Below are 13,584 nucleotides of genomic sequence, written 5' to 3' on the forward strand. Positions count from 1 at the left end.
CAGCGTCTACAGTGAAAAATAACGCCTGATTTTTCACCTGCGGTGGCAGCCGAAATAAAAATGGATATTATCAATAACTTAATAGATAAGATCTACGAATACGCATTTCCGCCATCGTACCTGCAGCGCCTGCATACGCTGATTGACGAGGCGCGGGCGCAGATTCATCAGCAGCGAAAAGCCCACTGGGATGAAAACGATGTGGTGCTGATCGCCTATGCCGACCAGTTTCATCAGGACGATACCCCTACCCTGACCACCTTCTCACGCTTCTATCAGCAGCATTTACAGTCCAGTTTTAACCTGGTTCACCTGCTGCCCTTTTTCCCGTATTCATCCGACGACGGCTTCTCGGTGATAGATTATCACCAGGTTAATCCCCGGTGCGGCAGCTGGCAGGAGATCGCCGAGCTGCACCAGCACACGCGCCTGATGTTCGATTTTGTCTGCAATCATATGTCCGCGCACAGCGCCTGGTTCGCGCACTATCTGGCGCAGGATCCCGGCTGGGATGACTTCTTTATCAGCATACCCCCCGCCACCGATTTAACAGCCGTGACCCGCCCACGCACCTCGCCGCTGCTGACGCCGTTTACCATGGCCGACGGCGAAACGCGTTATATCTGGACCACCTTTAGCGCGGACCAGATCGACCTGAACTTCGCCAATCCACAAGTGCTGATCGCTATGGTTAACGTGCTGCTCGACTACCTGAAAAAAGGTGCCGACTATGTGCGGCTGGATGCCGTGGGCTATATGTGGAAAACCCCCGGCACCTCCTGCATCCATCTGGAGAAAACCCACCAGCTGGTGAAACTGTTCCGCGCCATTGCCAACGAAGTCGCCCCAGGCACCGTGGTGGTAACGGAAACCAACGTGCCGCACAAAGACAATATCAGCTACTTCGGCAACGGCCGCGATGAAGCGCAGATGGTGTACCAGTTTTCCCTGCCGCCGCTGGTGCTGCACGCTATTCACTACGGTTCCGCGCGCGCACTGCGCCAGTGGGCGGCCTCGCTCGACAGCAGCGGTGGCAGCACCACCTTTTTCAACTTCCTCGCTTCGCACGACGGCATCGGCCTGAACCCGCTGCGCGGCATCCTGCCGGAAACCGAAATTGTCTCGCTGGTGCGCGATCTGGCGATGGAAGGCGCGCTGATCTCCTATAAAAATAATCCTGACGGCAGCACCAGCCCGTATGAAATCAACGTCACCTATATGGATGCGCTGAACCAACGGGATGACGATGACGATACCCGCCTGCAGCGCTTTCTGCTGGCGCATGCCCTGCTGCTGGCCTTCCCCGGCGTGCCGGCGATTTATATCCAGAGCATTCTCGGCTCGCGCAATGATATGGAGGGGGTAAAAGCAGCGGGGCATAACCGGGCGATTAACCGGCAGAAATACGCCGTCAGCGACATTGAGCAGGCGCTGAGCGAGACCGATTCCCTGCGCTACCGGGTGTGGTATGCGCTCAGCCAGCTGGTGCAGGTGCGTAAACGCCAGCCCGCGTTCCATCCGGATAACCCGATGCATATCGCCGACAGCGATAATTCACTGCTGGTGATGCAGCGCCAGGCGCGGGACGAAAAAGAGAGCCTGTGGTGTGTCTACAACCTGAGTGGCAAAACGGTAAGCTATACCCTGCCGGAAGCGCGCTGGTATCGCGATGTGGCGAATGATGAGCGGGTGGATGGGCATCAGGGGCTGGAACTGGCGCCGTGGAGCTTTCGCTGGCTGAAAATCTAAAATACTGCCCACCCGCGGTGGGCAGGAGATCGATTACTTGTACACTTCAGCCAGGGCGTGAGTATGGTCGCCTTCATCTGCGGCGATAATCACGAAATACTTGCCGCCCTTCTCATCGGCCTTTTTTGACAGGTGTTTTTTCGCATCCATCGGATCGAGCGTTGAGTTGGTGGTCACGGTGCCGACTTTTTCCAGCTTCATCTCAGCCGCTTTTTCGCGCGAAATCTCTTGCGCAGCGCTGGCGTTGAAGGTGAATGCGGCGGTGACGAGCAGAGTGGTAACAGCAATAATCTTTTTCATCCTGGATCCTCTCCTTAGGCCAAAACTTCGGTTTGTCTGACAGCGCCGTGCGCTGCCGTTAAACAGTATTGTTGCTGTCGCGAAGTGCGGCAACTGACAAAATTGTTGCAAGTAGTAACTATTGCAACGTTTATCAACGTATTGGCGACGCAAACTCCAGCACTTCACGACAAAAATCATCCGGATGGGAGATAAAGGGTGCATGAGCAGCTTTGGCGATAATGTGACTGCGGCTGTGCGGCCAGCGCTCATCCAGCAGCGCGGCAATCTTACGCGGCACCAGGCCATCGAGTGCGCCGTACAGCCTGAGCAGCGGCATTTGCAGCACGATCATCGCTGCGCGCAGATCGGCGGTACGCAGGATCTCCAGCCCGCCGTTTAACACCTGCGGCGTCGGCATCGGCTGTTCCAGCACCACGCCTTTCAGCAGGCGTGCATCCTGGCGCGCGCTCTCGGTGCCCAGGGTTTGCAGCGCCAGAAAACGCTCCACGGTGCGCTGGAAATCTTCGCTGAGCTGCTGCTGGAAGCCGCTCAGGGTTTCCGGCCTGATGCCCGGCCACTGCGGTTGTGCGCTGAAGCAGGGGGAGGAAGCCACGCTAATCAATCCGCTGACGCGCTCAGGGTGGCTCAGCGCCAGCTGGCTCGCCACCAGTCCACCCAGTGACCAGCCGAGCCACATAGCGCGTTCAGGTGCCTGCGGCAGAATCGTCGCGACCATCTCATCCAGCGTCATCGCCGGAAAATTCCGGCTGCGGCCATAGCCCGGCAGGTCAACGAGGTGCAGGCAAAAATGTGCGCTGAGCCGCTCGCTGATGCAATGCCACACGCCCGCATTCAGCCCCCATCCGTGCAGCAGCACAAGATGGCGATCTCCCTGTCCAATTGTCTCCCAGTGCAGTGCCGTCATGAGTTAGGGTCCTGTTTTTGCTTATGAGGTCGCTATGCTACCAATGCCGGCTGTCTGTTGGCTATGCCAGATGCCGCTCGCTGTGGCCGCCCACGGGATCTGCAGCATTTGTCTGCGGGGGTTACCGCTGCGCCGCCACTGCTGCCCGCGCTGCGGATTAGGCCACCATGGCGGCCTGCACGAGTGTGGCCGCTGCCTGCGCCGCCCGCCGCCCTGGGGAGCGCTGCTTGCGGTCACGCCCTGGCAACCGCCACTCAGCCAGCTGGTGAATCGCCTGAAGTTTTATCACGGCACCGCACAGGCGGTAATGCTGGCGCGGCTAATACTGCTAAGCTGGTTAATGCGGCGGCGGGACCACGGGCTGATGCGCCCCTCCCTGCTGCTGAGCGTGCCGCTGCATCATCACCGGGCATGGCGGCGTGGCTATAATCAGTTAGAGGATATCGCCCGCGCGCTGGCGCGCTGGACGCCGTGCCAATATCTGCCGCATGCGCTAACGCGGGTGCGCGCTGGAAAAGTGCAGCATCGCCTGGGGGCTCTCGCCCGGCGAAAAAACCTGCGCGGTGCGTTTCGGCTTGAAACGCAGGTGCGCGGTCACCATATCGCCTTACTGGACGATGTGGTCACCACCGGCAGTACCGTGGCTGAGATCAGCCGCATTTTGCTGGCCCAGGGCGCGGCCAGCATACAGATATGGTGCCTGTGCCGAACCTTGTAGAGCGTCGGTGATGGGCGTATTATAACCAACGAAATTAGTCAACTATTGAGCAATCGCCATGATCCTAATTACCGACTCTGCACAAGAGCACTTCTCAAAATTGCTGTCAAAGCAGGAAGATGGCACCCAAATTCGCGTATTCGTGATTAATCCGGGTACGCCGACCGCAGAGTGCGGCGTCTCCTACTGCCCGCCCGATGCAGTAGAAGCGACGGATACCGAACTAAAGTTCGAGAAGCTGTCCGCCTTCGTTGACGCGCTCAGCGCCCCTTATCTGGAAGACGCGGAAATCGACTTCGTCACCGATAACCTGGGTTCACAGCTGACGCTGAAAGCGCCAAACGCCAAAATGCGTAAAGTGAACGACGACGCGCCGTTGGTCGAGCGCGTTGAGTACCTGCTGCAGGCCCAGATTAACCCGCAGCTCGCCAGCCACGGCGGCAAAGTCTCGCTGATGGAAATCACCGATGAAGGCTTCGCCATCCTGCAGTTTGGCGGCGGCTGTAACGGCTGTTCCATGGTCGACGTGACCCTGAAAGAGGGCATCGAAAAAGAGATGCTGGCCGCCTTCCCTGAGCTGAAGGGCGTGCGTGACCTCACCGAGCACCAGCGCGGCGAGCACTCCTTCTACTGATTGACCTCGTTATCTAGCGGGATGGGCCTGCCCATCCCCTACACTCCATTCCCCTCATCCTGGCCCTTTTCCCGTCTCAGCGCGCCTACCCCCGCTGCGATTGAGTGTGGATCTTTCAGCTTACACGTGTACACTGAAATCAGTTTCCCTAACCTACAGGTCATCATGTTGAATACTACTGGCAGAAGAGTTGTTATCACCGGCATGGGTCTGATTGGCCCATTGGGCAACGGCGTGGCAGGCAGCTGGCAGCGGCTGATCGCCGGGCAGTCCGGCATTCGTCATCTCGATGAAGAGGCGCACGGTGACACCGCCATTCGCGTGGGCGGGCAGGTTCAGTCTGTCGCTCAGGACCCCGAGTACGGCTTTGATATCGATGCGTTAATTCCCCCAAAGGAGCAGCGTAAAGCTGACCGCTTTATCCATCTGGCGCTGGCCGCCGCTGAAGAAGCGATAAGCCAGGCGGGGCTGCACACTCTGACGGAAGCGGCAAAACTGCGCACCGCGACGATTATTGCCACCGGCATTGGTGGCTTTCACGCCATCAATAATGCGGTGAAAACCGTGGCGGAGAAAGGCAGTCGCAGGCTGTCACCGTTTACCATTCCCTCATTTATCGCCAACCTTGCCTCGTCGCATGTGGCGATCAAATACGGCTTTAAAGGCATCTTAGGCACGCCAGTTTCTGCCTGTGCGGCCAGCATTCAGAGCATCGGCGATGGTTTCCGCGCTATTCGCTATGATGAGGCGGATATCGCCGTGGTTGGCGGCAGTGAGTCCTGCATTAACCCGGTATCGCTCGGCGGCTTCCAGGCGGCACGCGCCCTCTCAACCGCCTTTAACCACCATCCAGAGCAGGCCTCACGACCGTTCGATCAGCGCCGCGACGGTTTTGTGATGGGTGAAGGCGCCGGGATGCTGGTGCTGGAAGAGCTGAGCAGCGCACAGCAGCGCGGCGCCACTATTCTGGCGGAAGTGGTCGGCTACGGCACCACGTCGGATGCATACCATATCACTGCCGGGCCGGAAGATGGTGAAGGCGCAGCCAGGGCAATGAGCATTGCGCTGCAGCAGGCGGGGATGACGGGCAGCGATATCGATTATATCAATGCGCACTCGACCTCCACCCCGGTCGGCGACCTCGCGGAGATGAATGCGTTACGCCGCGTGCTCGGTGACGGGGCGAAAACCGCAATCTCCTCCACCAAATCCGCCACAGGTCACCTGCTGGGTGCGGCGGGTGCAGTGGGCGCCATCTTCTCACTGCTGGCAATGCGCGACGGTATTGCCCCGCCATCGCTGAATATTTCCCAGCTCGACAGCGGTGCTGAAGGGTTAAACGTGGTGCAGAATGAGGCGCGCCGGATGCCGATCGGCAGCACGCTGGTGAACGGGTTTGGCTTCGGCGGGGTGAATGGCTCGGTGATATTTAAAGCCTTTACGCCTTAAACCAGGGCGGACCGAAACAGAAGGTCCGCTGTAGGGGACGACCTTCTGTTCCGGTCGTCCCGTGTTCAGCTTTTACGCCGCTTATCCAAATCCTTAATCAAGCGGTTGACTCTCGGGTCGGCAAACATCGCCTCCTGCGTCACGCTCAGCTTGCGCCGCCAGTTCGGGTATTGATCGGTGGTGCCCGGCACATTGACCGGTTTTTCCATATCCAGCCAGTCCTCCGGCTGTAACCCCAGTAAGGCGCTATTGCTGTCGGCGATAAAGCGCTGCATGCCGCGATTAAGCGTTGCCGTCATCGCCATTTTCGCCGCCTGGCTACCGCAGCTTTTCGGCACGCAGCCATAGCGGTGCAGCGCGTTTAACAACGCCTGCTTCTGCCGCGTACGGTCAGCGTACAGCTTGCTCAGCACCACCTTATCCGGATAGAGGCCCAGGGTTTCGCCGAGAGTGAGATCCCCGGCGCTCCAGAAGCCGCGCAGCGTCGGCAGGTCGTGCGTGGTCGCACTCGCCATCGACTGACGTGGCCACGCCGCTGGAGAACGGTAGCGGTCCATCCCCTCCTGCTCGAAATAGAGCACCTTCCACGAATAAACCCCGTTATCGCGCAGCTTGCTGACAATTTCCACCGGCACCGTGCCGAGATCTTCGCCGATCACCATGCACTGATGGCGCTCGCTTTCCAGCGCGAGGATCGCCATCAGATCGTCAACCGGGTAGTAGACGTAGGCGCCGAAGTTAGCGGTCTCGCCGTAGGGGATCCACCACAGGCGCAGCAGCGACATCACATGATCGATACGCAGCGCGCCGCAGCTTGCCATATTGGCGCGCAGCAGATCGATAAACGGCTGATAGCCGCGTGCCGTCATCACGTGCGGATCCATCGGCGGCAAGCCCCAGTTCTGACCCAGCGGACCGAGGATATCCGGCGGTGCACCGACCGAAGCCTTCAGGCGATAGAGCTCGCGATCGCTCCAGGTCTCCGCGCCCCCCTCCGCCACGCCGACCGCTAAATCGCGATACAGGCCAATCGGCATCTGCTGCTGCTGGCACTGCTGCCAGCACTCATCGAACTGGCGATTCGCCAGCCACTGCAGCCACAGCCAGAACTGCACCTCATCAGGGTTATCGCGGCTGAACTGCTGCACAGCCTCACTCTGGCCGTGCTGATAGTCGGCGGGCCACACCGGCCAGCCCCAGCGGCTGGCATCTTCCTTCAGCATCGCCGCGTGCAAAGCATCGTAGGTCGCCTGCGAAAACAGGCTCTCGCCGCCGTCGGCAACAAACTGCGCGAAGTGCTGGCGGGTGGCATCCTGCTCATCGCGCTGGCGGAAAGATTGCCAGGCGTGACGCAGCCCTTGCAGCTTCAGCTCGCCCACCGTGGCGTAATCCACCCACTCGGTGTCGCGCGCCTTTTTTAACGCCTGCTGGGTATTTTTCTGCTGCCACCAGCGCTGGGCGGCAGCGCTGTGCTGGAAATCAGGCACTGCCGCGACGTCGATATACATCACGTTAAGCCAGCGCCGTGATGAGGGGCTGTAAGGGCTGGCGTTTTCCGGCATCGCCGGATAGAGCGCATGCACCGGGTTGAGGCCGATAAATGCCCCCCCGCGCTGCGCAATATCTGTCACCATGCGTTTCAGATCGCTGAAATCCCCCATCCCCCAGTTGTGCTGCGAGCGCAGGGTGTAGAGCTGCACGGTGGCGCCCCACAGTTTCTGCCCGCGCTTGAGTTCTGCCGGCTCATAACAGCGCCTGGGTGCGATAATAATCCGGCACGGCCACTGTTTTTTGCCCTGACGCAGCAGCAGCTGATGGTAGCCGTTGGGCAGATTCTGCGGCAGGCGAATCTGCTCGCCGCCGTTCACCTCGCCGTAAAACTCGCGTCCTTTTTCACTGGTAAAACACCACTGAAAGCGCCCTTTGCCGCCAATCTCCATCCGCTGCTCGCGCTTTTTCAACAAAACTTTGCAGGGCGGCAGCGGCGCATCCTCACTCTTCAGCGGCTCACTCATCGCCGCCAGCAGCTTCTCACGCGTCTCCCGGCTGACCGCTTCCGGCTGGCCGAAGGCGTTAATATATTTGGCTGAAATACCGGCCGCCGCAGCGGCCTGCTCAAACTTCTTTGCATCCATAAGCCGCTCCTTAGCGTTTTGCCTGCCAGATACGCTGCTGGTAGTCGCGTACCGAACGGTCCGAGCTGAACATCCCGGTACGGGCTGTGTTAAGAATGGCCGCACGCGTCCAGGCTTCCTGGTCACGATACAGCGCTTCCACCTGCAGCTGCGCCGCACAGTATTCAGCAAAATCGGCCAGCACCAGCCAGGGATCGCCCCCCTTGCCGAGGCTGTGCAGCATCATATCGAAGGCGTGCTTGTCGCCATCGCTAAAGAAGCCTTTCTCCAGCTCTTTCAGCAGGCTGTCGAGGTGCTTATCTTTTTTACGCAGCTTGATCGGGTCATAGCCGCCCGCTTTCAGCGCCTTCACCTCATCGACGGTGTTGCCGAAGATAAAGATATTCTCTTCACCCACCTGCTCGGCGATCTCGACGTTGGCGCCGTCCAGCGTTCCCACGGTCAGCGCACCGTTCAGCGCCAGCTTCATATTGCCGGTACCGGAGGCTTCATAACCGGCGGTCGAGATCTGCTCCGACAGGTCCGCTGCCGGGATCATCAGCTCAGCGGCGGTGATGCGGTAATCGGGGATAAACACCACTTTCAGCTTGTCGCCGATCAGCGGATCCTGGTTAATCTTCTCCGCCACTTTGTTGATGGCGTAGATAATATTTTTCGCCAGGTAGTAGCCCGGCGCAGCTTTGGCACCGAACAGGAACACGCGCGGCACCACGTCGAGCTGGGGATTGTCGCGCAGCCGCTTATACAGCGAGAGGATATGCATCAGCCCGAGGTGCTGGCGTTTGTACTCATGCAGGCGCTTGATCTGCACATCAAACAGCGCGTTGGGATTGACTACAATGCCGGTACGCTGCTCGATGTAAGCCGCCAGCCGCAGTTTGTTATCGTGTTTAATCTGGCGATATTTTTTCCGAAATGCCTTATCGTCGGCAAACTTCTCCAGCCCCTGCAGGGCAGCAAGATCGTTGGCCCACTCTACCTTCAGCGTGTCGTCAATCAGCCCGGCCAGCGCCGGATTACACTGCTTCAGCCAGCGGCGCGGCGTAATGCCGTTGGTGACGTTGTGGAATTTTTGCGGCCACAGCTGGTGATATTCCGGGAACAGATCTTTCACCACCAGCTGCGAGTGCAGTGCCGCCACGCCGTTAACGGCAAAGCCGCTGACCACGCAGAGGTTGGCCATGCGCACCTGTTTGTGATGCACAATCGCCAGCTTCGCCCACACTTTCTCATCGCCCGGCCACTGCTTATCGACCAACTTTTTAAAGCGGCGGTCGATCTCTTTGATCAGCGTAAAGTGGCGCGGCAGCAGGCTGCGTACCAGCTTCTCATCCCAGCGCTCCAGCGCTTCCGGCATCAGCGTGTGGTTGGTGTAAGCAAAGGTGCGGCTGGTAATGGCCCAGGCGTCATCCCAGCTCAGCTGATGCTCATCGAGCAGCACGCGCAGCATTTCCGGGATGGCGATGGTCGGGTGAGTATCATTCAGCTGGATAACTTCAAAGTCGGGCAGCTGATGGATGCTGCGCCCGGCCAGGTGGTGACGGCGCAGAATATCCGCCACTGAGCAGGCGCACTGGAAATACTGCTGCATCAGGCGCAGGCGCTTGCCTTCCTGATGGTTGTCGTTGGGATACAGCACTTTAGTCAGCTTCGCCGCATCAATGCCCTGCTGCTCCGCCTTCAGGAATTTCCCCTCGTTAAACAGCGTCAGGTCGAAAGGATGAGCATGCACCGCCTGCCACAGGCGCAGCGGCTGCACCACGCCGTTGCGATAGCCGGTAACCGGCAGATCCCAGGCTTCACCGCGCAGGGTGAAGTCCGGCTCCCAGCGCAAGCCGCCATTGCCGGTTTTCACCACTTTACCGCCGATACCGACGTTCACATCCAGCGCCGCGTTATGGCGGAACCACGGATAGCTGGCACGATGCCAGTCATCGGGGGCTTCAATCTGCTTGCCGTCGTTGAACGACTGGCGGAACAGACCGTACTGATAGTTAAGACCGTAGCCGGTTGCCGACTGGCCGACGGTCGCCATCGAGTCGAGATAGCAGGCGGCAAGGCGCCCCAGACCGCCATTGCCCAGCGCCGGATCCACTTCCTCTTCCAGCAGTTCGCTCAGGTCGCGCTGATGCTCTGCCAGTGCCGCCTTCACTTCGTCATACCAGCCGAGGTTCAGCAGGTTATTACCGGTCAGACGGCCAATCAGAAACTCCATGGAGATGTAGTTCACATGGCGCTGTGTCCTGGCGCTTTTCACCACCGGCTGCGCGGCCAGCAGTTCCGCCAGCGCCCCGCTTATCGCCTGCCACCACTGGTGGGAGGTCATCTCACTGGCAGAGGAGTACCCTAAATGCTGCCATTGACGCGTCAAGGCAGCGTCGAAACGTGCCTTATTGAATTTCTGTTGCGACATACCGTCCCTCTTAAATTAGTTACTTATGCGCACATGCTAACGTTGCGGAATGACAGAACATCCTCCTCCGGCATTTTTTATCAGGGAGGAGTGACAGGGCGTAGCTGAAAATTTAGCCCCAGAATAGAGTTAAGACGGCAAAACGAAAAAAAGCTCACCGCATCATGCGATGAGCCAAAAATAAATCAAAAAAAGCAACTAGAGGGACTCAACCTGCCGGGCGGGCAGCCCGGAAAAGCGCACGGTCAGGGGGTGCAGGTGTGACTGCACGCCCGGATAGCAAGATGGGGGAGGAAGCGTGCTGCTGATGTAATTATGGGTGATTCAATTGATCGCGCCAGCGTCGCGCGCAGTAAAAATTACGTCAGGAAATGTGATGAGGTGCAACTTACCGAGCATCCGCGATCGCTCTGTCTTGCAATAACCGGGTTGATGGTCAATGGTGTCTTAATTACGCGCTGTAAAATAATTCCCATTATTTCACGATGTATCATCACACAATGAAGTGTAACTCATGTTGATACCAGCAAAACTAAGCAGACCCCTAAGGTTAGAGAACACGCTGCTGCGCGATCGCCTGATCGCCCGGCTGTCCAACAGCAACCTTTATCGGCTGGTACTGGTGACCAGCCCGGCTGGCTATGGCAAAACCACACTCATCGCCCAGTGGGCGGCAGAAAAGAGTGGCCTGGGCTGGTACTCCCTCGACGACAGCGACAACTATCCTGAGCGCTTCGCCAGCTATTTTATGGCTGCGGTGCAGCAGGCAACGGACGGCCACTGCGTGCGCAGCGAAGCGCTGGCGCAAAAACGTCAGTACGCCAGCCTCAACGGGCTGTTCGCTCAGCTGTTTATTGAGCTGTCCGAATGGCAGCGCCCGCTGTCGATCGTGATTGACGACTACCACCTGCTGACCAATGACGCCATTCACCAGGCGATGCGCTTCTTTATCCGTCATCAGCCCGAGAACCTGACGCTGGTGATCCTGTCGCGCAACCTGCCCTCGCTGGGTATTGCCAACCTGCGCGTGCGCGATCAGCTGCTGGAGATCAACAGCCAGTCGCTGGCGTTTACGCATCAGGAAACCGGCGCCTTTTTTGCCGCTCGCCTGCAGCAGCCCATTGCTGACGTTGATTCGCAGCGCCTGTGCGATGAAGTGGCTGGCTGGGCGACCGCCCTGCAGCTGATTGCGCTGTCGGCACGCCAGTCAAACACCCCGGCGCATCAGTCGGCACAGCGGCTGGCCGGGATTAACGCCAGCCACCTTTCCGACTATCTGGTCGACGAGGTGCTGGACTGCGTTGACGAAGGCACGCGTAATTTCCTGCTGCGCAGCTCGGTGCTGCGCTCAATGAACGATGCGCTGATCGCCCGCCTGACCGGCGAAGAGAACGGCCAGCGGCGGCTGGAAGAGACGGAGCGCCAGGGGCTATTTTTACAGCGCATGGATGAGAGCGGCGAGTGGTTTAACTTCCACCCGCTGTTTGCCTCCTTCCTGCGTCAGCGCTGCCAGTGGGAGTTGGGCAGCGAACTGCACACCATTCACCGCGCCGCCGCCGAGGGCTGGATGGCGCTGGGCTATGCCGGCGAAGCGATTCACCACGCGCTGGCGGCGGAAGATACCGCCCTGCTGCGCGATATCCTGCTGCGTCACGCCTGGACGCTGTTCAACCACAGCGAACTGACGCTGCTGGAAAAAGGGCTGAAGGCGCTGCCGTGGCGTCAGCTGGTCGACCATCCGCGCCTGATCCTGCTGCAGGCCTGGCTGGCGCAAAGCCAGCATCGCTACGATGAAGTTGACCTGCTGCTGGCGCGCGCCGAACAGGAGATGGCGCTGGAAAAGGTGACGGTCGATGCGCTACTCAGCGCCGAGTTCAATGCCCTGCGCGCCCAGGTGGCGATCAACGCCGGGCGCCCGGATGAGGCCGACCGCCTCGCCACGCTGGCGCTCGATACGCTGCCGCTCTCCTGCGACTTCAGCCGCATAGTGGCGACCTCGGTGCGCGGCGAAGTGCTGCACTGCCGCGGCGAGCTGGCGCAGGCGCTGGCGATGATGCAGCAGACCGCGCAGATGGCCCGTCAGCAGGGCGTCTGCCATTATGCTTTGTGGGCACTGCTGCAGCAGAGCGAAATCCTTATTGCTCAGGGCTATCTGCAAACCGCCTGGGATACCCAGGAGCAGGCTTTCCGGCTGATCGCCGAGGAAGGTCTGGAGCAGCTGCCGATGCACGAGTTTTTGCTGCGCATCCGCGCCCAGCTGCTGCTGTCGTGGGCCAATCTTGACGAGGCGGAGAAATCCGCGCGCGCCGGGCTGAAGGTGCTGGAAAACTTCCACCCGCAGCAGCAGCTGCAGTGCCTTTCGGTGCTGGCGAAATGCGCGCTGGCACGTGGCGATCTCGATAATGCCCGCCGCTACCTGACGCGCTGTGAAAATCTGCTCAGCAACGGCCACTATCACAGCGACTGGGTAACCAACGCCGATGAAGCGCGGGTGATTTACTGGCAGATGAACGAGGACCGCAGCGCCGCCGCCAACTGGCTGCGGCTGACGCAGAAACCGGCGGACGCCGATAACCATTTCCTGCAGGGGCAGTGGCGCAATATCGCCCGCGCCCAGATTATGCTGGGGCAGCTTGACGAGGCGGAAGTGGTGCTGGACGAGCTGAATGACAATGCGCGCCGCCTTCAGCTTACCAGCGACCTCAACCGCAACCTGCTGCTGGCCAATGCGCTTTACTGGCAGGCCGGGCGCAAAAGCGAGGCTCAGCAGGCGCTGATTGAGGCGCTGACGCTGGCGAACCGCACCGGCTTTATCAGCCATTTTGTGGTGGAGGGCGAAGCGATGGCGCAGCAGCTGCGCCAGCTTATCCAGCTGAACACGCTGCCGGAGATGGAGCAGCGCCGGGCGCAGCGCATCCTGCGCGACATCAACCAGCATCATCGCCACAAGTTTGCCCACTTTGACGAAACCTTTGTCACCCGACTGCTGACGCATCCGCAGGTGCCGGAGCTGATCCGTACCAGCCCGCTGACGCTGCGCGAGTGGCAGGTGCTGGGGCTGATTTATTCCGGCTACAGCAACGATCAGATCGCTGGCGAGCTGGACGTGGCGGCCACCACGATCAAAACGCATATTCGTAACCTGTATCAGAAGCTGGGCGTGGTTCACCGTCAGCAAGCGGTACAGCAGGCGCAGCAGCTGCTGCATTTGATGGGGATGGGTGTGAATTGAACGGTCGACCACATTTGTAGGGGTCGACCGCTTTTCTGGTCGACCCG

General features: G+C 59.6%; 9 protein-coding genes. 5 read left to right on the forward strand and 4 right to left on the reverse strand.

The genetic code is table 11. The features are described from left to right. Positions 1-60 precede the first annotated feature (60 nt). Positions 61-1,749, forward strand: a complete 1,689-nt coding sequence (locus J2Y91_RS06535; protein ID WP_133622542.1) for an alpha-amylase family glycosyl hydrolase — start codon at positions 61-63, stop codon at positions 1,747-1,749. 33 nt (positions 1,750-1,782) lie between these two features. On the opposite strand, the gene J2Y91_RS06540 is transcribed toward J2Y91_RS06535, so the two are convergent. Next, positions 1,783-2,049 (reverse strand): YdgH/BhsA/McbA family protein, encoded by a 267-nt coding sequence (locus J2Y91_RS06540; RefSeq protein ID WP_048917698.1) that lies wholly within the window; start codon positions 2,047-2,049, stop codon positions 1,783-1,785. A 133-nt stretch (positions 2,050-2,182) separates the two neighbouring features. Further along, the gene (bioH, locus tag J2Y91_RS06545) at positions 2,183-2,956 is read right to left on the reverse strand and encodes a pimeloyl-ACP methyl ester esterase BioH (protein WP_133622541.1); all 774 of its coding nucleotides are present in this window, start codon (positions 2,954-2,956) and stop codon (positions 2,183-2,185) included. Positions 2,957-2,990: 34 nt separating this feature from the next. On the opposite strand from bioH, the gene gntX reads away from it, so the two are divergent. From gntX to fabF, 3 genes are all read left to right on the forward strand, one after another. Continuing rightward, positions 2,991-3,674, forward strand: a complete 684-nt coding sequence (gene gntX / locus J2Y91_RS06550; RefSeq protein ID WP_099753507.1) for a DNA utilization protein GntX — start codon at positions 2,991-2,993, stop codon at positions 3,672-3,674. Positions 3,675-3,732: 58 nt separating this feature from the next. Beyond that, on the forward strand, positions 3,733-4,308 hold the full coding sequence (nfuA, locus tag J2Y91_RS06555) for a Fe-S biogenesis protein NfuA (protein WP_133622540.1): 576 nt from the start codon (positions 3,733-3,735) through the stop codon (positions 4,306-4,308). Positions 4,309-4,473: 165 nt separating this feature from the next. After that, entirely contained in the window at positions 4,474-5,757 is a 1,284-nt protein-coding gene (fabF, locus tag J2Y91_RS06560; protein ID WP_133622539.1) for a beta-ketoacyl-ACP synthase II, read from the forward strand. Between the two features lie 65 nt (positions 5,758-5,822). Here the strand turns inward: fabF and malQ are convergent, their stop codons facing one another. Both malQ and malP read right to left on the reverse strand, forming a co-directional pair. Then, complete coding sequence (gene malQ, locus J2Y91_RS06565; protein ID WP_133622538.1) at positions 5,823-7,892, reverse strand: 4-alpha-glucanotransferase; 2,070 nt, start codon at positions 7,890-7,892, stop codon at positions 5,823-5,825. A 10-nt stretch (positions 7,893-7,902) separates the two neighbouring features. Beyond that, positions 7,903-10,305, reverse strand: coding sequence for a maltodextrin phosphorylase (gene malP, locus J2Y91_RS06570; RefSeq protein ID WP_133622537.1), 2,403 nt, complete (start codon positions 10,303-10,305; stop codon positions 7,903-7,905). A gap of 514 nt (positions 10,306-10,819) precedes the next feature. Here malP and malT point away from each other — a divergent pair. Beyond that, complete coding sequence (malT, locus tag J2Y91_RS06575; RefSeq protein ID WP_133622536.1) at positions 10,820-13,537, forward strand: HTH-type transcriptional regulator MalT; 2,718 nt, start codon at positions 10,820-10,822, stop codon at positions 13,535-13,537. The last annotated feature ends 47 nt before the right edge of the window (positions 13,538-13,584 follow it).

This window comes from Erwinia aphidicola (assembly GCF_024169515.1).
Taxonomy (GTDB): domain Bacteria; phylum Pseudomonadota; class Gammaproteobacteria; order Enterobacterales; family Enterobacteriaceae; genus Erwinia; species Erwinia aphidicola.

What these genes read in the sequence shown, in the direction of transcription:
- malQ (WP_133622538.1), bottom strand. Translation starts at nt 7,892, where the DNA reads ATGGATGCAAAGAAGTTTGAGCAGGCCGCTGCGGCGGCCGGTATTTCA.
- nfuA (WP_133622540.1), top strand. Translation starts at nt 3,733, where the DNA reads ATGATCCTAATTACCGACTCTGCACAAGAGCACTTCTCAAAATTGCTG.
- malT (WP_133622536.1), top strand. Translation starts at nt 10,820, where the DNA reads ATGTTGATACCAGCAAAACTAAGCAGACCCCTAAGGTTAGAGAACACG.
- J2Y91_RS06535 (WP_133622542.1), top strand. Translation starts at nt 61, where the DNA reads ATGGATATTATCAATAACTTAATAGATAAGATCTACGAATACGCATTT.
- J2Y91_RS06540 (WP_048917698.1), bottom strand. Translation starts at nt 2,049, where the DNA reads ATGAAAAAGATTATTGCTGTTACCACTCTGCTCGTCACCGCCGCATTC.
- bioH (WP_133622541.1), bottom strand. Translation starts at nt 2,956, where the DNA reads ATGACGGCACTGCACTGGGAGACAATTGGACAGGGAGATCGCCATCTT.
- fabF (WP_133622539.1), top strand. Translation starts at nt 4,474, where the DNA reads ATGTTGAATACTACTGGCAGAAGAGTTGTTATCACCGGCATGGGTCTG.
- gntX (WP_099753507.1), top strand. Translation starts at nt 2,991, where the DNA reads ATGCTACCAATGCCGGCTGTCTGTTGGCTATGCCAGATGCCGCTCGCT.
- malP (WP_133622537.1), bottom strand. Translation starts at nt 10,305, where the DNA reads ATGTCGCAACAGAAATTCAATAAGGCACGTTTCGACGCTGCCTTGACG.